Origin of the sequence: Pantoea sp. UBA7232 (assembly GCF_002473195.1) — a bacterium.
Classification (GTDB): domain Bacteria; phylum Pseudomonadota; class Gammaproteobacteria; order Enterobacterales; family Enterobacteriaceae; genus Pantoea; species Pantoea eucrina.
The window spans coordinates 159849-178603 of record NZ_DKTK01000004.1 but is presented as its reverse complement, the minus strand read 5'-3'; the positions used below and the strand labels follow the sequence as shown (position 1 = coordinate 178603).

At 57.1% G+C, this 18755-nt stretch carries 14 protein-coding genes; 7 read left to right on the top strand and 7 right to left on the bottom strand.

The window, feature by feature from the left end:
• Positions 1 to 705: 705 nt before the first annotated feature.
• Positions 706 to 2643, bottom strand: coding sequence for a bifunctional 2',3'-cyclic-nucleotide 2'-phosphodiesterase/3'-nucleotidase (locus B4056_RS02020; RefSeq protein WP_376780630.1), 1938 nt, complete (start codon positions 2641 to 2643; stop codon positions 706 to 708).
• A gap of 287 nt (positions 2644 to 2930) precedes the next feature.
• Here B4056_RS02020 and cysQ point away from each other — a divergent pair, with 287 nt between their 5' ends.
• The gene (gene cysQ / locus B4056_RS02015; RefSeq protein ID WP_094111030.1) at positions 2931 to 3677 is read left to right on the top strand and encodes a 3'(2'),5'-bisphosphate nucleotidase CysQ; all 747 of its coding nucleotides are present in this window, start codon (positions 2931 to 2933) and stop codon (positions 3675 to 3677) included.
• A gap of 29 nt (positions 3678 to 3706) precedes the next feature.
• On the opposite strand, the gene B4056_RS02010 is transcribed toward cysQ, so the two are convergent.
• Complete coding sequence (locus B4056_RS02010; RefSeq protein ID WP_113655518.1) at positions 3707 to 4264, bottom strand: YtfJ family protein; 558 nt, start codon at positions 4262 to 4264, stop codon at positions 3707 to 3709.
• A 311-nt stretch (positions 4265 to 4575) separates the two neighbouring features.
• Between B4056_RS02010 and B4056_RS02005 the strand changes: the two genes are divergently transcribed.
• The gene (locus tag B4056_RS02005) at positions 4576 to 4782 is read left to right on the top strand and encodes a DUF1107 domain-containing protein (protein ID WP_039380586.1); all 207 of its coding nucleotides are present in this window, start codon (positions 4576 to 4578) and stop codon (positions 4780 to 4782) included.
• Positions 4783 to 4880: 98 nt separating this feature from the next.
• Here B4056_RS02005 and B4056_RS02000 read toward each other — a convergent pair whose 3' ends face one another.
• Positions 4881 to 6218, bottom strand: a complete 1338-nt coding sequence (locus B4056_RS02000) for a hemolysin family protein (protein WP_039380584.1) — start codon at positions 6216 to 6218, stop codon at positions 4881 to 4883.
• A gap of 451 nt (positions 6219 to 6669) precedes the next feature.
• On the opposite strand from B4056_RS02000, the gene tamA reads away from it, so the two are divergent.
• Genes tamA through B4056_RS01985 form a run of 3 tightly spaced genes read left to right on the top strand, consistent with a single transcriptional unit; the run spans position 6670 to position 12529 of the window.
• On the top strand, positions 6670 to 8409 hold the full coding sequence (gene tamA / locus B4056_RS01995; protein WP_150034712.1) for an autotransporter assembly complex protein TamA: 1740 nt from the start codon (positions 6670 to 6672) through the stop codon (positions 8407 to 8409).
• Positions 8406 to 12173 carry an autotransporter assembly complex protein TamB gene (gene tamB, locus B4056_RS01990; RefSeq protein ID WP_288653684.1) on the top strand — a complete coding sequence of 1256 codons (3768 nt, stop codon included), beginning with the start codon at positions 8406 to 8408 and terminating at the stop codon, positions 12171 to 12173. The genes tamA and tamB overlap by 4 nt, the downstream gene beginning before the upstream one ends.
• Before the next feature lie 2 nt (positions 12174 to 12175).
• Entirely contained in the window at positions 12176 to 12529 is a 354-nt protein-coding gene (locus B4056_RS01985) for a gamma-glutamylcyclotransferase family protein (protein ID WP_039380578.1), read from the top strand.
• A gap of 72 nt (positions 12530 to 12601) precedes the next feature.
• Here the strand turns inward: B4056_RS01985 and ppa are convergent, their stop codons facing one another.
• Positions 12602 to 13132 (bottom strand): inorganic diphosphatase, encoded by a 531-nt coding sequence (gene ppa / locus B4056_RS01980; protein ID WP_039380576.1) that lies wholly within the window; start codon positions 13130 to 13132, stop codon positions 12602 to 12604.
• A 101-nt stretch (positions 13133 to 13233) separates the two neighbouring features.
• Entirely contained in the window at positions 13234 to 13683 is a 450-nt protein-coding gene (locus B4056_RS01975) for a DUF441 domain-containing protein (protein ID WP_039380575.1), read from the bottom strand.
• Between the two features lie 260 nt (positions 13684 to 13943).
• Here B4056_RS01975 and B4056_RS01970 point away from each other — a divergent pair, with 260 nt between their 5' ends.
• A complete protein-coding gene (locus B4056_RS01970) occupies positions 13944 to 15503 on the top strand; it encodes a methyl-accepting chemotaxis protein (protein WP_039385652.1) in 1560 nt (519 codons plus the stop codon).
• A gap of 55 nt (positions 15504 to 15558) precedes the next feature.
• Here B4056_RS01970 and fbp read toward each other — a convergent pair whose 3' ends face one another.
• On the bottom strand, positions 15559 to 16566 hold the full coding sequence (gene fbp, locus B4056_RS01965) for a class 1 fructose-bisphosphatase (protein ID WP_039380574.1): 1008 nt from the start codon (positions 16564 to 16566) through the stop codon (positions 15559 to 15561).
• Between the two features lie 168 nt (positions 16567 to 16734).
• Between fbp and mpl the strand changes: the two genes are divergently transcribed.
• Positions 16735 to 18090: a UDP-N-acetylmuramate:L-alanyl-gamma-D-glutamyl-meso-diaminopimelate ligase gene (gene mpl, locus B4056_RS01960; protein WP_039380571.1), complete on the top strand. Its 1356-nt coding sequence runs from the start codon at positions 16735 to 16737 to the stop codon at positions 18088 to 18090.
• A 66-nt stretch (positions 18091 to 18156) separates the two neighbouring features.
• On the opposite strand, the gene yjgA is transcribed toward mpl, so the two are convergent.
• Complete coding sequence (yjgA, locus tag B4056_RS01955) at positions 18157 to 18699, bottom strand: ribosome biogenesis factor YjgA (RefSeq protein ID WP_065648113.1); 543 nt, start codon at positions 18697 to 18699, stop codon at positions 18157 to 18159.
• Positions 18700 to 18755 lie beyond the last annotated feature (56 nt).

The window sequence follows — 18755 nt, the reverse complement described above, 5'->3', positions numbered from 1 at the left end:
TTAATGGCGCCCTGGTTGCGTGCGGGGCTGAAACCAGGGGCGCATTTATGCGCCCCCTGCGGGTGGGTCAATGTAGGGGCGCCATTAATGGCGCCCTTGTTGCGTACGGGGATTGAAACCTGGGGCGCATTTATGCGCCCCCTGCGGGTGGGTCAATGTAGGGGCGCCATTAATGGCGCCCTGGTTGCGTACGGGGCTGAAACCAGGGGCGCATTAATGCGCCCCCTGCGGGTGGGTCAATGTAGGGGCGCCATTAATGGCGCCCTTGTTGCGTGCGGGGCTGAAACCAGGGGCGCATTAATGCGCCCCCTACGGGTAGGCCGGTGTAGGGGCGCCATTAATGGCGCCCCTGTTGCGTGCGGGGCTGAAACCAGGGGCGCATTAATGCGCCCCCTGCGGGTGGGTCAATGTAGGGGCGCCATTAATGGCGCCCCTGTTGCGTGCGGGGCTGAAACCAGGGGCGCATTAATGCGCCCCCTGCGGGTAGGCCGGTGTAGGGGCGCCATTAATGGCGCCCTGGTTGCGTACGGGGATTGAAACCTGGGGCGCATTTATGCGCCCCCTGCGGGTGGGTCAATGTAGGGGCGCCATTAATGGCGCCCTTGTTGCGTGCGGGGCTGAAACCAGGGGCGCATTAATGCGCCCCCTACAGGCGGGTCGGTGTAGGGGCGCCATTAATGGCGCCCTGGTGACGGGCGGGCGGGGTCAGGGGTGCTGCAGGTTGACCTGCCAGATAGCAAAGCCCGTCTCGTCTGTGCTTACTGGCTTCATCGGATAGTCGGCATACTGGTTTATAAACTGCGTTGCTTTACTGCCCGGCGCTGTCTCAAAACGAATATCCAGCGGCGTCTCACTCTTAATGGGCGCTAAACGCCAGTTATGATCTGCCTGCGGCTGCACGGCGCCCTGTTGCTTACTTTGGCTGCTGATATAGGCTGCCACTACGGCGCGATTCTCATCCGGCGAGGCAAAGGCGACAAACCGGTCGCCGGTGCCGGCAAACTTACCGCCCCAGGCGCGATAATTATTGGTTGCCACAAGAAAGGTTGCTGCGGGATCAATCGGCTTGCCCTGCCACGTGAGCTCACGGATACGCGAGGCGTTTTGATTGATCAGGGCACATTCGCTGTCGTAGCGGGCTGGCTGCGTTACATCAATCTGATAATTCACGCCATCTATCACATCAAAATTGTAGGTGCGAAAATCCCAGTTAATCAGCGACTGCGGTTTGCTGCTGTGCGGGTCAATCTGATTGAACTGCGCAGCTGAACACTCCAGCCACTCTTTTACCTGAGCGCCGCTCACTTTCATCACAACCAGCGTATTGGGATAGAGGTAAAGATCGGCGGCGTTGCGAAACGTCAGCTCACCTTTCTCAACCTCCACGTAGCTTGCAGGATCGTTTTTGCGGCCGCCCACCTTAAACGGAGCGGCTGCCGACAGCACCGGCAGGCGTCCCAGATCGGGATCGCCCTGAATAAAGCGTTCGGTATAGGCACGCTGCGCGTTATTCACAATCTGCACGGTGGGATCGTCCTGCACCAGCGCCAGATAGCTGTACATCACATCTGCTGCTTTGCCGATCGGTTTAGCGACAAACTCGCGCGTGGCGCGATGATCGTCTGCCAGTACCGCAACCAGTGCGGGATCCTCTGCCGCCAGCGATCGCTTCGCCGCTGCGTCATAAATCGGACGCGCAGCGGCAGTACCCTGCGTCACCTGCCACGATCCCCGATCGTTGCTCAGCACCAGATCGACCACGCCAAGATGATCGCCCCACATTCCTGGCATCACGGCGGGTATGCCGTTCAGCGTCCCCTGAGCAATATCAGCGCCTTTGATCGCAGCAAACTCTGTTGAGGGGAATACCGCATGCGCATGACCGAACATGATTGCGTTAATGCCCGGCACCTGGCTCAGATACCACACAGAGTTTTCCGCCATCGCATGATACGGCTCGCTGCTCAGGCCGGAGTGGGGAATCGCAACAATAACGTCAGCCCCTTTTGCACGCATTTCCGGTACATAACGCTTTGCTGTTTCAGTAATGTCCTCAACCCGTACTTTGCCCTGCAGATTATTACGGTCCCATACCATAATTTGCGGGGGCACAAAGCCGATATAGCCGATTTTCAATGTGTGCTGAGCGCCGCTGCGATCGGTAACCGTGGTCTCTTTAATCAGATAGGGCGTAAACAGCGGCTTACCGCTGGCTTCATCAATGATATTGGCATTCACATAGGGAAAGCGTGCACCTGCCAGCGCGCGCTGCAGATAAGGAAGGCCGTAGTTGAACTCGTGGTTGCCCAGGTTGCCGACCGCGTAATCCAGCGTGTTCAGCGCCTTATAAACCGGATGCACTTCGCCTGGCTGCAGCCCCTTTGCCGCCATATAATCGCCAAGCGGGCTGCCCTGAATGATATCGCCATTATCGACCAGCACGCTGTTTTTGCGCCCGTCGCGCGCCTGCTGAATCAGCGTGGCGGTACGCACCAGGCCAAACTTCTCCGTGGATTTATCTTTGTAATAATCAAAATCCATCATATTGCTGTGCAGATCGGTGGTTTCCAGAATACGCAGATCCACAGTCGCAGCCTGAGCGGTAGCGGCTGCCAGACACAGCGCCAGTAACGACATGTTCATTCTGAACACGGCTCTCTCCTTGTTTACCAAATAGACCTCTCAAAATAATGTAAAACCATGACAAATTATCAGTTCAATTTGTGATAGATATCGGGGTTTTGCTTTTTTTCCGCGACCGCAGGCGATTCAGCAATGCGCCATAGTTACCCTTTGCAATCTATGGTATTGATAATACGATCTATTATTGAATACGATGCCGGCAACAGACAGGCGGGCCTTTACCTGCCAGACTCTGAAGAGCAGCAGTCCGGGTCGGAAAGCGCATTTCTGCGAAAATGAGGTGAAGCATGTTAGATAAAATTTGCCAGCTGGCGCGCGACGCAGGCGATGCAATTATGCAGGTCTATGACGGCGCACAGCCGATGGACGTGACCCGTAAAGCGGATGATTCACCCGTTACCGCGGCGGATCTGGCCGCCCATGATGTGATCATACAGGGCTTAAAAGCGATCGCGCCCGATCTGCCGGTCCTGTCTGAAGAGGATCCGCCAGCCTGGGCGATCCGCCAGCAGTGGCAGCGCTACTGGCTGGTCGATCCGCTGGATGGCACCAAAGAGTTTATCAAGCGTAACGGCGAATTTACCGTCAACATTGCCCTGATCGATCAGGGTAAGCCGGTGATGGGCGTCGTTTATGCGCCGGCGCTGGGCGTGCTCTATTCAGCGGCAGAGGGTAAAGCGTGGAAAGAGGAGGCGGGGCAGACTACCCGCATTCACGTGCTGGATGCGCGGCCACCGCTGGTCGTCGTCAGCCGCTCGCACGCTGACAACGATCCGGAGCTGAAGGAGTACCTGACGCAGCTGGGCGAACACCAGACCACGGCTATCGGTTCATCGCTGAAGTTCTGCCTGGTGGCCGAAGGTAAAGCGCAGCTCTATCCGCGCTTCGGGCCTACCAATATCTGGGATACCGGTGCAGGCCATGCGGTTGCGCTGGCGGCGGGGGCCCATGTGCATGACTGGCAGGGGCGTACGCTTGACTATACGCCGCGCGAATCCTTCCTGAATCCCGGTTTCCGCGTTTCTCTGTTTTAATGCATCGGGAGGCGCACGCCTCCCGTTATTTACGGCTGCAGCAGAGAGTGAAGCAGCGTCATCACCTGTTTAACTTCATCCTGCGTCAGCGCTCCCTCTTTCGCAAAACGGATATGTGCCGTTTTATCCAGCACCACTACGGTCGACTCCCCTTTTCCCAGCTGCCAGGCTTTTCGCGCGCTGCCGTTGCTGTCGATAATGAACTGCGACCAGGGGAACTGCGCTTTGTTACTTTCAATGCTATTGCGCACAAACATGCCGGTCCCCGGAATGGCGTCATCGGTATCGACCAGCGTGGTGGTCTGATAGCGATCGTGTGGTAGCTGGGCTGCTTTGATCGCCTCAATCAGCGCCGCGTTTTGCTCTTTAGCTGAGATGCGTCCGGCGAGATGCAGGATCACCCGTACTTTGCCGCTAAGCTGAGCGCTGTTCCACGGCTGATAGCTGAACTTATCCTGCTGATACATCAGCTCGCCCCGATCGGCAACACCCACCGGCGGCACGCGTTCGCCGGTTTTAAAAGCGTGTGCTGCTGCCAGGCCAGGCAATAGCAGGGCGATCGCAAGCAGGGGAAGGGCCAGACGCATAGAGTGCTCCTTAGTGATCAGACCAGTTAGTCATATTTTTGTCATGGTAAGCGCAGATGATGCGCCTGTCGCGAAAACCTGGCAGCTTTGCAACCTGCGCCACAAATCTGTAACCAACAAAGGTTTATACTGGATTTTGTGAGCTGAATGACAGAGTTGTCTGTAATGATGTGTCAATTCAGTAAAAAATTCATGTTTCCGGAACCCGGATCAAAAATCCTGTTCTATATTTAGGCCTCATTTGCGCTTCATGAGTTCGTACCCATTTGGCAACGGCGAAGCGTATTACATCTGTTCAGGAGTTAAACAGCATGAAGATCTTCCAGCGATATAATCCGCTGCAAATTGCGAAATATGTGAAAACGCTATTTAAAGGAAGGTTGTATATCAAGGATGTTGGCGCGTTTGAGTTTGATAAAGGCAAAGTGATTTTGCCGCGCGTTAAAGATAAACAGCACCTCAGCGTAATGTCAGAAATCAATCGTCAGGTGCTGCGACTGCAGGCTGAGTATAACTAAGCGTTAAAATCAGGCAGTAAAAAGGGCGCCGCTGGCGCCCTTGATGTTTCTGCTGTTTCTGTTTTAGCGCTGTGGCTTCACGGCCATGCGCTTATCGATCAGGAGAGCGATGGATTTTCATCATCACTGGTTTTCACGCTGAGCGCCGGCGGGCGTTCATCAATACGCGTCACCAGAAGCTGATCGATACGGTAACTATCGATATCCACCACCTCAAACTTATAGCCGGAGAACTTCACGAAGTCGGTGCGTTTCGGGATTTTGCGCAGCATATACATCATAAAGCCGCCGATGGTCTCATAGTTGCCGGACTGCGGAAATTCATCGATATCCAGCACGCGCATAACATCATCAATCGGGGTGCCACCTTCGACCAGCCAGGAGTTTTCGTCGCGCGCAACAATCTGTTCTTCCAGCCCCTGACCCACCAGGTCGCCCATCAGCGTGGTCATTACGTCATTCAGCGTGATGATACCTACCACCAGCGCATACTCATTCATGATCACGGCAAAGTCTTCGCCGGCGGTTTTAAAACTCTCCAGCGCTTCCGACAGCGTCAGCGTATCCGGCACAATCAGCGCCGAGCGGATCTGGACGCCGCTGTTAAGCGCCATGCTCTGATTACCCAGTACGCGCAGCAGCAGCTCTTTAGAGTCAACGTAGCCGACGATATGATCGATATCGCCGTCGCACACCAGGAACTTTGAGTGCGGGTGCTGGGCGATTTTGGTTTTCAGGCTCAGCTCATCTTCACGCAGATCGAACCAGACGATGTTCTCGCGCGAGGTCATGGAAGAGGGAACGGTGCGCGACTCCAGCTCAAACACATTCTCAATCAGCTCATGCTCCTGCTTGCGCAGCACGCCGGCCAGCGCACCCGCCTCTACCACCGCATAGATATCGTCAGAGGTAATATCATCTTTGCGTACCATCGGCAGCTTAAAGAGACGGAAAAAGACGTTGGCGAGGCCGTTGAACAGCCAGACCAGGGGCCGCATGACCAGCAGGCAAAAGCGCATCGGATTGATGATACGCAGCGCGACGGCTTCCGGGGCGATCATGCCGACGCGCTTGGGCGTCAGGTCAGCAAACAGAATGAACAGGCTGGTTACGATGGTAAAGGAGCAGATAAAGCTGAGCTTTTCCGCCAGCTCAGGCTCCACAAAGCGGTTGAACAGGCTGCTGAAAGCGGGGGAGAACGCTGCGTCACCAACGATACCGCCCAGAATCGCGACCGCGTTCAGGCCGATCTGCACCACGGTAAAAAACATGCCGGGCTGTTCCTGCATCTTTAGCACGCGCTGCGCGTTGATATTGCCTTCATCAGCCAGCAGTTTAAGTTTGATCTTGCGGGCGGCCGCCAGCGAGATCTCCGAAAGAGAAAAAAAGGAACTGATGACAATCAGTAAAAGTATGACAAGCAGGCTATCTAGCATAAAAGATCCGTTGAGTTAATCACTTGTCATTTTTGGCCTGGGCAGCGCGAAGAGGGGTACGTCCGGTACACACCAGTCTGACAGGGCTATCCGTGCCAAAAATGTCTGCGCCAGTTCGACAATAGAAAGTAACGTCGGGGCAGAATTGAATGCAGGCAGGGCCTGCTGGTCGGTGATTATAGCAGCAGCGCCTGTCATGCCGCCAGAGGCACGATCGGTGACATCAGATTTATCCGACAGCAGCGCAGCGGCGCACAGAAGCACGGCATCCCGGTTGTATCACCGCGATCAATTACCGACAATAGCGATCAATTTGGCTTAGTCGTGGGTTTAACGTAGCCGCTTGCCCTAAAAGATGGCTATGCTGATGGGTAAATGGGAGAAGTGAAACCCTGCCTGACTGATTAACGCCCCTGCGGAAGGGGGGCAGGCATTGATAACAGGAGTACGCGTGCCGCGATTTCATGCTTATTGTTTGGCCAGCCTGCTGCTTGCTGCGCCTGCCGTTGAGGCAGCGAAAGTGCGACTGCAGGTAGAAGGTCTTACCGGGGATTTAGAAAAAAATGTCAGGGCGCGCCTGTCCACTATTGGCAGCGATGAAGTCTCCAGTGACGGGCGCTTTCAGGCGCGCGTCTCAAATGCCATTAAAGAGGGACTGCGCGCGCTCGGCTACTATGAACCGCAGATTGACTTTGAATCGCGTCCGCCCCCGCCACAGGGTGGTCGTCCGGTTCTGATTGCCCATGTGACAGCCGGCGAACCGGTAAAAATCGGCGGCAGCACCATTGTGATCGAGGGCGAAGCGAAAGAGGATCCGGACTACCAGGCGTGGGTAAAGCAGGGCAGACCAAAAGTGGGATCGCAGCTGAACCACGGCACCTACGATAAATTCAAAAGCGGTTTCTCTAACCTGGCGCTGCGTAACGGCTATTTTGATGGTGATTTCAAAAAGAGCCAGCTCGGCGTCTCTGCAGAGCGGCGGCTGGCTTTCTGGGATATCGATTACGACAGCGGCCCGCGCTACCGCTTTGGCGACGTCAGCTTTGAAGGCTCGCAGATAGATGAAGCCTATCTTCATAATCTGGTGCCGTTTAAGAAAGGCGATCCCTACAGTTCACGCGAGCTGGCTGAGCTGAACCGCCGCCTTTCCGCCACCGGCTGGTTTAACTCTGTCGTGGTGGCCCCGGAGTTTGATAAAGGGCGTAAAACCAAAGTGCTGCCGCTCAGCGCTGCACTTTCGCCGCGCGTGGAAAATACCATCGAAACCGGCGTAGGCTACTCTACCGACGTCGGCCCGCGCCTGAAAGGCACCTGGCGAAAACCCTGGGTTAACGATCGCGGCCACAGTCTTGCGGCCAGCGCCTATGTCTCCGCGCCGGAGCAGCAGCTCGATCTCAGCTACAAAGTGCCGCTGCTGAAAAGCCCGCTGGAGCAGTACTACACCTTTTCCGGCGGCCTGAAGCGTACCGATCTCAACGATACGAAATCGGATACCACAACGCTGGCGATGTCGCGTAACTGGGACAGCAGCTCCGGCTGGCAGAAAGCGGTTAACCTGCGCTGGAGTCTCGATCACTTTACCCAGGGTAACGTAACCAATACCACCATGCTGCTCTATCCGGGCCTGAGCCTGAACCGCACGCGGTCGCGCGGCGGGCTGATGCCCACGTGGGGCGATTCACAGCGCTATTCGGTCGACGTTTCTGATACCACCTGGGGTTCCGATGTCGACTTCCTGATCCTGCAGGCGCAGAACGTCTGGATCCGTACGCTGGCGGATAAACATCGCTTTGTCGCACGCGGCAACCTGGGCTGGATTGAAACCAATAATTTTGAAAAAGTGCCGCCCGACCTGCGTTTCTTTGCCGGCGGGGACCGCAGCATCCGCGGCTATAAATATAAAAATATTTCGCCGCGCGACGAAGAGGGCAAGCTGACCGGTGCCTCGAAACTGGCCACCGGATCGCTGGAGTATCAGTACAACGTCTCCGGCAAATGGTGGGGCGCGGTATTTATCGACTCCGGTGAAGCGGTTAACGATATTAAGCAGAGCAACTTCAAGACGGGTGCAGGCGTAGGCGTGCGCTGGTCTTCGCCGGTCGGGCCCATTAAGTTTGATATCGCCCGGCCTGTTGGCGATGACAAGGAGCATGGATTGCAATTTTATGTCGGACTGGGGCCGGAACTATGAAGCTGTGGAAAAAGGTCCTGATCGGCCTGATTATTTTTCTGGTCGTTCTGCTGGGCAGCGTGGCGCTGCTGGTTGGCACGACGCCGGGTCTGCATCTGCTGCTGAAAGGTGCTGATCGCTGGGTACCCGGCCTCTCAATTGGCAAGGTTGAGGGCGGCTGGCGCAATCTGACGCTGAATAATGTGAAATATGAGATGCCGGGCGTCAGCGTGGATGCCGGGCGCTTTCATCTCGCACTGGATCTCAACTGTCTGCTGCACTCGTCGGTCTGCGTTAACGCGCTCGCGCTGCAGGATGTCAGTGTGGTGGTCGACAGCAAAAAAATGACGCCGGCCAGCGAGCCGCCGCCGGAGGAGCCGGGCAGCGCTAATCTCAGTACGCCTTACCCGATCGCGCTGCGGAATGTCGCGCTGCACAATATCAACGTTAAAGTTGATGATACGGCGATTTCACTGCTCGATTTCAGCACCGGTCTGCAGTGGCAGGATCGGGCGCTGACGCTCTATCCTACCCGTATCCAGAGCCTGCTGATTGCGCTGCCAAAAGCGGCTCAGGTGGCGAATGAAGAGATTGTTCAGCCGAAAGTTCAGCAGCCGCAGCCGGACGAAAAACCGCTGGGCGAAACGCTGCAGGCGCTGTTTGCCAAACCGCTGCTGCCGGAGCTGCCTGACTTCCGTCTGCCGCTGGATATCACCGTCCAGTCGCTGCTCGGCGAGCAGCTGCGCATTACCGGGGATACGGATCTCACTCTCTCGCGCCTGCTGGTAAAAGCCAAAACGGCAGATACGCATCTGCAGCTGGAGACGTTTGATATCGATTCACCCCAGGGCCAGGTGAGCGCCCGCGGTGACGCGCAGCTGGCGGGCAACTGGCCGGTTAACTTCACGCTGAACGGCGCGCTGAATATCGATCCGGTAAAAGGCGAAAAAGTGAAGCTGACGCTGGGCGGTGAAATGCGCGACGAGCTGCAGCTGGGGCTGAACCTCTCCGGACCGGTGCGCGCTCAGCTTGCGGCGACGGCACAGCCTGCCGTCGCTGAACTGCCGCTGTCGCTGACGCTGACCAGCCCGCAGCTGCGCTGGCCGCTGACCGGACCGGTGCAGTACCAGGCAGATAATTTCGACTATCAGTTCAAAGGCAAAGCCACCGACTATGTGATGTCGCTGCGTACGGCGGTAAAAGGCGAGGCGATCCCACCGGCAATGATTACGCTCGATGGCAACGGCAACGAGCAGCAGTTTACGCTGGATAAACTGCGCGTCGCCGCGCTGCAGGGCAACATCGATCTCTCGGCGCTGGTGGACTGGCGCAAAGCGATTAGCTGGCGCAGCGAGCTGACGCTGGCCGGTATCAATACGGCGAAGCAGTATCCTGACTGGCCTGCGAAGCTGGATGGCAAAATCACTACTCGCGGCAGCCTTTACGGCGGCAGCTGGCAGCTGCGCGTACCGAAGCTGGAGCTTAACGGTAACGTGAAGCAGAATGCCGTACGCGCGCAAGGCTCCCTGAGCGGTAACAGCTACAACCAGTGGAAAATTCCAGGCCTGAATGTGGCGCTGGGACGTAACTATCTGGATGTAAAAGGCGAACTGGGCGATACGCTGAATCTGGATGCGATTGTGGATGCACCGCGTCTCGACAATGCGCTGCCGGGCCTTGGCGGCGTCGTCAAAGGGGCTATCAACGCGCGCGGCACGCTGCAGGCGCCGCAGCTGCTGGCCGATCTTACCGCTACCGGCCTGCGCTGGCAGCAGCTGCTGATCCGTCGCGCCACGCTGCAGAGCGACATTAAGTCGGGTGAGCAGGTGGCCGGCAAGCTGCAGCTGCGCGTGGAACAGCTGCAGCAGGAGGCGCTGAAAATCAACCTGCTGACGCTGAACGCCGACGGTAGCGAGAAGCAGCATCAGCTGAAACTCAATGTTCAGGGTGAGCCGGTTTCAGGTCAGCTGGCGCTGAACGGCAGCTTTGATCGCCAGGCTGGCCGCTGGCAGGGGTCGCTGAATAATACCCGGTTTGATACGCCGGTCGGCGAGTGGCGCCTGACGCGCGCCATGGCGATTGACTATCTCAACAGCAAGCAGAGCGCAACCATTGGCCCGCACTGCTGGCAGAACCCCAATGCACAGCTCTGCGTACCGGAACCGATAGAGGCGGGCGCGAGCGGCCGGGCGCACGTTGTGCTGAATCGCTTTGATCTGGCGATGGTGAAGCCGTTTCTGACCGATGCCACCCGGCTTAGCGGTCTGTTCAGCGGGGATGTGCGCGTTAACTGGAACGCGGACGGCGCGCTGCCAACCGGCACCGTGGCGCTGAAAGGCAGTGGCGTAAAAGTCGTGCAGGATGTGCAGGGCAATGCGCTGCCGATAGCGTTCGATACGCTGAACCTCAACGCGGCACTGCGTGACGGACGCGCGCAGCTCGACTGGCTGATCCGTATTGCTAACAATGGCCAGCTTAACGGCAATGTGCAGATCAACGATCCGCAGAACCGGCGACAGCTCTCCGGCAACATCGGCATCAGCAACATCTCCCTGGCAATGCTGAATCCGGCGCTGTCGCAGGGCGAGAAAGTGCAGGGCAGGCTCAACAGCAATCTGCGGCTGGGCGGGACGCTGCAGCGTCCGCAGGTGTTTGGCCAGCTCGGCCTGAGCGATGTCAACGCCCAGGCAAGCTTTATGCCGGTGACGCTGACGTCGGCTAACCTGAACATGGTATTCAACGGCATGAGCTCTACGCTGAATGGTCTGATTCAGACGCAGCAGGGCAGCCTGAATCTGGGCGGAAATGCTGACTGGAGCCAGCTCGATAACTGGCGTGCGCGTGTCACGGCGCAGGGCAGCCGCATTCGCGTTACCGTGCCGCCGATGGTGCGCATGGATGTCTCGCCGGATCTGGTTTTTGAGGCGACGCCTGCCGCGTTCAGCCTGGACGGTAAAGTGGATGTGCCGTGGGCGCGTATCACCGTACAGGAGGTGCCGGCGAGCGCTACCGGCGTCTCATCGGATGAAGTGATGCTGGATGAGAACCTCAAACCTATAGCGCCAAAAACGGCTGCCATCCCGATTAACAGTAATCTGGTGATCCACGTCGGCAATGATGTGCGCCTCTCCGCGTTTGGCCTGAAAGCGCGCCTCAGCGGCGACCTGAAGCTGGTACAGGATAAAACCGGACTCGGCCTTAACGGGCAGATCAATATTCCGTCAGGCCGTTTCCACGCCTATGGGCAGGATCTGATCGTCCGCAAAGGTGAGCTGCAGTTTGCCGGCCCGCCGGATCAGCCGTATGTTAATCTGGAAGCGATCCGCAACCCGGATGCCACTGAAGATGATGTCACGGCGGGTCTGCGCGTGACCGGTCTGGCGGATGAGCCGAAAGTAGAAGTGTTCTCCGACCCGGCCATGTCGCAGCAGGAAGCGCTCTCTTACCTGTTACGCGGTCAGGGACTGAACAGCGACGGTGACAGTAATGCATTAACCTCCGCGCTGGTAGGTCTGGGGGTTGCACAAAGTGGGCAGGTTGTGGGTAAAATCGGTGAGACGTTTGGCGTCAGTAATCTTGCGCTTGATACCACAGGCGTAGGTGACAGCCAGCAGGTTCAGGTCAGCGGCTATGTGCTGCCGGGGCTGCAGGTGAAATATGGCGTAGGTATCTTTGACTCACTGGCGACGCTGACTCTGCGTTATCGCCTGATGCCAAAACTCTATTTGGAAGCTGTGTCTGGTCTCGATCAGGCGCTGGATTTGCTCTATCAGTTTGAGTTCTAGCAATGCGAATAATTGTCTACGGCAGTTTACGGCGCAAGCAGGGAAATAGTCACTGGATGACCAATGCGCAGTGGCTCGGCGAGCACCAGATTAAGGGGTTTGACCTCTATAATCTGGGGCTTTACCCGGGTGTGGTGGAGGGCGAAGGAACCGTCCTGGGTGAGGTATACCGCATTGATGCCAGCACGCTCGGTGAGCTGGATGCCCTGCGCTGCAAGAACGGCGAGTATAAGCGTCAGCTTATTCAGACGCCCTACGGCAGCGCCTGGCTGTACGTCTACCAGCGCTCAGTTGCGGGGCGACCGCACATTGCCAGCGGCGACTGGCTGCAACGCGATGACGCTGCAGATGCATAAATAAAAACACCGCCGTAAAGGCGGTGTTTTTATATCGGTAACGCGCATCTCAGCCGGTCTGCCCGGCAAAGATTATTTCTGCTGCGCGCGCTCGAAAGAGGTGATGATTTCAGCTTTGGCCGCTTCTGCGTTATCCCAGCCGTCAACCTTCACCCATTTGCCTTTTTCCAGATCTTTGTAGTGCTCAAAGAAGTGGGTGATCTGCGCTTTCAGCAGCTCTGGCAGGTCGTTCACATCTTTGATGTGATCGTACTCTTTGCTCAGTTTGGTATGCGGCACCGCCACCAGTTTGGCATCTTCGCCAGACTCATCGGTCATCTTCAGAACGCCAACCGGACGGCAGCGGATCACTGAACCCGGCACCAGCGGATAAGGGGTTGGCACCAGCACGTCAACCGGGTCACCATCCAGTGACAGCGTGTTGTTGATGTAGCCGTAGTTGCACGGATAGAACATGGCGGTAGACATAAAGCGGTCTACAAACAGGGCGCCAGACTCTTTATCCACTTCATATTTGATCGGATCGGCATTCGCCGGGATCTCAATAATTACATAGATATCTTCTGGCAGATCTTTACCTGCAGGCACCTGGTTCAGACTCATCTGGCTTTCCTTCATTAGTCGTATGTTGAGTGACGGCTATTATAGCCAACTGACTCTGAAAGTATGCCCCCTTTTTGGCGTTTCGGAATGCTCCAAGCCCGCTACTTCGCCGTCACAAATAGCGAGACAATGCCCGCCGCAATCAGCGGCCCTACCGGCACGCCGCGAAAGAACGCCACGCCAATCACGGTACCAATTAGCAGCCCGGCAACCACCGATGGCTGAATGCTCATAAAGCTGACGCCGCGCCCGCCGAGCCACGCAACAAATACGCCAACCAGAATTGCCACAATGGACTGCCAGCTGGCAAATGATTTCAGCAGGGCGCTCACCGGCAGGGTGCCGCTTGCCAGCGGGGCCATGACGGCGACGGTCAGAATAATAATTCCCATCTGAATACCCTGTTTCTCCACGTAAGGGAAAAACTGCGCCAGCGGCGTGAGCTTGATGGCCAGCAGGATCAGAATCGAAATCGTCACAGCGCTGTTATGAACAAAATAACTCAGTATGGCGAGACAGATAAGGATCAGCGTTGAGGCGTAGGGGGCCATGATTTCTCCATAAATAATCAGCAGGCTGACAATGAGCCGTGCAACGGTTTGTCTGCTGTCCTTTATCAACCATCAGAAAAAATGGCGCAACCGGCTTATGCATAATTATCTCTGCTGCAGTAAAGAAAATTCACAGCATGAGCGATCATCATTCGCCCGATCGTCAGGCACCGGTAAAGTTTCCGCACGTCACAGCCGATAATTTCTTCGTTTAGGGTCACTGGATTCTCCCTTTTTTACCACATACGGGAATTATCATGATTGCTCAGCTCTCGCTTCGCACTGCCTTACTTTCGCTGCTTATCTGCATGACGCTGCTGCTGCTGGCCGTCAGCGGCATGGGCATTTACGCCATCAATGCCGGTAATCAGTCGCTTAACGCCATCAATCGTATTCAGGGAATTGAACTGAACAGCCTTTATCAGAGCAACGCCGACCTGATGCGCGCACGCGCCAGCGCCGCGCTGGCGGTGCGCAAAATTGAGATTGGTCTGCTGGATGAGGGGACCGCCGTCACGAAGCAGGCCGCCGCGGACGTCGCCAGCTCGCAGCGGCATCTGCAGGCGTTTATCGACGCCGGCACCGTAACGGCTCACGGCAAAACGCTGGCGGAGGCGATCGCCGCCGCCTATAAAGCGTATCAGCAGGGTGCAGTTGCGCCGATGATGGCCGCGCTGGAAAAGCAGTATACCGATGAATATTACCAGGTACTGGAGGGCAATGTATCGCAGCTTGCGGCCCGCTATGCCGGTGCGGTTAACGCATTCAGCCTTTACGCCGATGAGGTCTCTGCCGCACGGCTGGCGCAGGCGGCGCACAATGAGTGGCAGATGAAAATCCTGATCGGCATTGCGGTGGCGCTCACCCTGCTGCTGACCGGCCTGGCCTGGCTGCTGCTGCGTCAGGCGCTGCTGCGTCCGCTGGAGAGCGCCGTCCGGCATCTTGAGCAGGTGGCGGCAGGCGATCTGTCGCAGCCGCTGCCGGCTGCCGGTCACAATGAGATTGGCCGTCTGAATCAGGCGCTGGCCGTTATGCAGCGCGCGCTGCGCCACTCGGTGAGTCAGGTGCGCGAAGCGAGCCTGCAGATCGATACCGGCAGCCGCGAGCTGGCGGCCGGTACGGTGCATCTCTCACAGCGTACCGAGGAGTCTGCCGCATCACTGGAGCAGACTGCTGCCAGCATGGAACAGCTCACCGCCACCGTGCGGCTCAACGCCGTTAATGCGCAGCAGGCAAATCAGCTCGCCAGCAGCGTCTCTGACACCGCCGGCCGCGGTGCCGAAGTGGTCTGCTACGTCATGGAGAAGATGCAGGAGATCACGCAGAGTTCCAACCGCATCGCGGATATCCTTAGCGTGATTGACGGTATTGCCTTTCAGACTAATATTCTGGCGCTTAACGCCTCGGTAGAAGCGGCGCGCGCTGGCGAGCAGGGCCGGGGCTTTGCCGTAGTGGCGAATGAAGTACGCACGCTGGCAGGACGCAGCGCCAGCGCGGCGAAAGAGATCCGGACATTGATCAGCGAGTCGCAGACGCGGGTTAAAGAGGGCAGTGAAATGGCGACGCGCGCGGGGGCGACCATGGATGAGATCGCCGGTGAAGTGATGCGCGTAACGACGCTGATGAAAGAGATCTCCGGTGCATCTGACGAGCAGAGTCGCGGTATTGAGCAGGTCAATATGGCGGTGACGCAGATGGATGAAGCGGCGCAGCAGAACGCGGCGCTGGTGGAGCAGGCGGGAGCCGCCACCCGGCTGCTGGAAGCGCAGTCGCAGCAGCTGCAGGCCTCAATGGCGCAGTTCCGCATCGCCGCGGCGTAAGCGCAAACCATAAAAAACCCGCTCAGCGGCGGGTTTTTTTACTGTCCGGCACGGCTCAGGCGCCGTGGTTATCCGGATATTCGCGGATAAAGCGCTCAACATCATCGACCATCGCTTCGTTACCACAGAAGAACGGGCAGCGCTGGTGCAGCGTTTCAGGCTGCAGGTCAAGAATACGGTTTTTACCATCGCTGGCTTTACCGCCCGCCTGCTCGGCGAGAAACGCCATCGGGTTGCACTCATACAGCAGGCGCAGTTTGCCGTTGGGATGGCTGGCGGTGCTTGGGTAGAGGTAGATGCCGCCTTTCAGCAGGTTACGGTGGAAGTCTGCCACCAGCGAACCGATATAGCGCGAGGTATAAGGACGATGCGTGTCGATATCCTCTTCCTGGCAAAACTTCAGGTATTTCTTCACGCCCTGCGGGAAGCGAATGTAGTTACCTTCGTTAATGGAATAGGTGTAGCCCTTTGCCGGATAGGTCATGCGCTCGTGGCTCAGGCAGAAAACGCCGAGCGACGGATCATAGGTAAAGGCGTGCACGCCGACGCCGGTGGTATAGACCATCATGGTTGAGGAGCCATACACCACATAACCTGCGGCCACCTGCTGATTCCCCGGCTGCATAAAGTCCGCTTCTGTGATCGGCGTACCGGGTTCACTGATGCGGTGATAGATAGAGAAAATGGTTCCGACAGAAACGTTTACGTCAATGTTGGATGAGCCATCCAGCGGATCCATCAGCACCACATATTTGCCATCTTCCGAGCCTTCAAAGATAACAAACTCATCCTCTTCTTCAGAGGCGATGCCGGCAACCACACCACGCGCTTTCAGGGCAGCTTTCAGTTTTTCATTCGCGAAGAGGTCCAGCTTCATCTGCTGTTCGCCCTGCACGTTTTCCACGCCGCTGGCACCCAGAATATCCACCAGACCCGCTTTATTAATATCGCGGTGAATGATTTTAGCGCCCAGCTTAATGGAGGAAATCAGCGCCGTCAGTTCACCTGTGGCGTGAGGAAAGTCGTGTTGCTTCTCGACGATGAATTCGCCTAACGTTTTCATAACACATTCCCTGAATCTACGATGGAGTGGCAGCAGCTGTAACAAACTGCCAACGTATGCGTACGCAGTTTAGCCGATTGAACTTTAAAAACCATAGTCCTAATCCGTTTCTTCCCTTCAGACTCGGGGTTACACTGTGCGCCGAACTTTCAGTTAATGGATCTATTTATGCGCATTCACATCCTCGGCATTTGTGGCACTTTTATGGGCGGCCTGGCTATGCTGGCGCGTTCGCTGGGACATCAGGTAACCGGCTCGGACGCAAATGTTTACCCGCCGATGAGTACGCTGCTTGAGCAGCAAGGCATTGAATTAACTGAGGGTTACGAGGCGTCGCAGCTCGATCCGGCGCCAGACCTGGTGATTATCGGTAACGCCATGACGCGCGGTAATCCCTGTGTTGAAGCCGTGCTGGAGCGCAACATTCCCTACCTCTCCGGGCCGCAGTGGCTGCACGATTTTGTGCTGCGCGATCGCTGGGTGCTGGCCGTAGCCGGAACGCACGGTAAAACCACTACTGCCGGCATGGCAGCGTGGATCCTTGAGGCGTGCGGCCTCGAACCAGGCTTTATTATCGGTGGCGTGCCGGGCAACTTCGACGTCTCGGCAAAATTAGGAAAAAGCCCATTCTTTGTCATTGAAGCGGATGAGTATGACAGCGCCTTCTTCGACAAGCGCTCCAAGTTTGTGCACTACTGCCCGCGTACGCTAATCCTCAATAACCTTGAGTTTGACCATGCAGATATCTTCGACGACCTGCGCGCTATCCAGAAGCAGTTCCATCATCTGATCCGCATCATACCCGGCCAGGGCAAAATCCTGCTGCCGGAACACGATCACAACCTGAAGCAGGTGATGGCGATGGGCTGCTGGAGCGAGCAGGAGACCACAGGCGAACATGGCCACTGGCAGGCGAAAAAGCTGACGCCAGACGCCGCCCGCTGGGAAGTCTGGCTGGAGGGGGAAAAAGTGGCCGAGGTGAACTGGGGGCTGGTCGGCGAACACAATATGCATAACGGCCTGATGGCGATTGCCGCCGCGCGCCACGTGGGTGTGAAACCGGCAGATGCGGGCGAGGCGCTCAGCAGCTTTATCAACGCGCGCCGCCGGCTGGAGCTGCGCGGTGAGGTCAACGGTATCAAGGTCTATGACGATTTTGCCCACCACCCGACGGCGATACACGCCACGCTGGCGGCGCTGCGCAGCAAAGTAGGTGGCAGGGCGCGCATCCTCGCGGTACTGGAGCCCCGCTCCAACACCATGAAAATGGGGGTCAGTAAAAACGATCTGGCGCCGTCGCTGGGCCGGGCAGACAAGGTCTTTCTGCTCCAGCCGCACCATATTCCGTGGCAGGTCTCCGACGTGGCAGACGCCTGTATTCCGCCTGCGCAGTGGAGTGCGGACGTCGATACGCTGACGGAAATGATTGCGAAAGAGGCGCAGCCAGGCGACTCAATTCTGGTGATGAGCAACGGCGGTTTTGGCGGGATCCATCAAAAACTGCTGGAGCGACTGGGACGCTAAGGCTGGGGCGTCCTGCAGGACGCCTCCGGAGAGCGTGCGGCTGGCAGGCCGCCGGCAGGCCGCCTCTTACGCTTCAGCCAGCTCGCGCAGATACTGGAAGATCTGCCGGGCTGCTTTTGGCGTTTTATTCGCCGCCTTCTCTTTCTGCGCGTTGCGGATCATGCTGCGCAGCTGCTGCCGATCGGCCTGCGGATAGAGCGTGATCACCTCGGTCATCGCGTCGTCACCCTGATCGATCAGGCGGTCGCGCAGATGCTCCAGCTTGTGGAACAGCGCCACCTGCTGGTTGTGACGGTTTTTCAGCTTATCCAGCGCCTGACGGATCGGATCTTCATCGCGCTGGCGCAGCATTTTACCAATCAGCTGCAGCTGGCGACGGCGACCCTCTTTCTTAATACGCTGCGCCAGCTCAATCGCGTTGCGCAGATCCTCATCGAGCGGGATCTTATCCAGGGAGTTTTTCCCCAGATCAACCAGCTCGGCACCGAGGCGTTTTAGCTCTTCGGCGTCACGTTTAATTTCACTTTTGCTGACCCAGATAATCTCTTCATCTTCTTCTTCCTGATTATCCGGTACATCGTCGAGCCAGTCTTCGGGCTGCCTGGTCATCTCTTGGCTCCTTAAAAAAAGAGGCTAATCCTACCAGTTTATCGGGCGACTGCGAA

What these genes read in the sequence shown, in the direction of transcription:
- B4056_RS01985 (WP_039380578.1), top strand. Translation starts at nt 12,176, where the DNA reads ATGCGAATAATTGTCTACGGCAGTTTACGGCGCAAGCAGGGAAATAGT.
- ppa (WP_039380576.1), bottom strand. Translation starts at nt 13,132, where the DNA reads ATGAGTCTGAACCAGGTGCCTGCAGGTAAAGATCTGCCAGAAGATATC.
- B4056_RS02000 (WP_039380584.1), bottom strand. Translation starts at nt 6,218, where the DNA reads ATGCTAGATAGCCTGCTTGTCATACTTTTACTGATTGTCATCAGTTCC.
- B4056_RS02010 (WP_113655518.1), bottom strand. Translation starts at nt 4,264, where the DNA reads ATGCGTCTGGCCCTTCCCCTGCTTGCGATCGCCCTGCTATTGCCTGGC.
- B4056_RS02005 (WP_039380586.1), top strand. Translation starts at nt 4,576, where the DNA reads ATGAAGATCTTCCAGCGATATAATCCGCTGCAAATTGCGAAATATGTG.
- tamB (WP_288653684.1), top strand. Translation starts at nt 8,406, where the DNA reads ATGAAGCTGTGGAAAAAGGTCCTGATCGGCCTGATTATTTTTCTGGTC.
- B4056_RS01975 (WP_039380575.1), bottom strand. Translation starts at nt 13,683, where the DNA reads ATGGCCCCCTACGCCTCAACGCTGATCCTTATCTGTCTCGCCATACTG.
- mpl (WP_039380571.1), top strand. Translation starts at nt 16,735, where the DNA reads ATGCGCATTCACATCCTCGGCATTTGTGGCACTTTTATGGGCGGCCTG.
- fbp (WP_039380574.1), bottom strand. Translation starts at nt 16,566, where the DNA reads ATGAAAACGTTAGGCGAATTCATCGTCGAGAAGCAACACGACTTTCCT.
- cysQ (WP_094111030.1), top strand. Translation starts at nt 2,931, where the DNA reads ATGTTAGATAAAATTTGCCAGCTGGCGCGCGACGCAGGCGATGCAATT.
- B4056_RS02020 (WP_376780630.1), bottom strand. Translation starts at nt 2,643, where the DNA reads ATGAACATGTCGTTACTGGCGCTGTGTCTGGCAGCCGCTACCGCTCAG.
- yjgA (WP_065648113.1), bottom strand. Translation starts at nt 18,699, where the DNA reads ATGACCAGGCAGCCCGAAGACTGGCTCGACGATGTACCGGATAATCAG.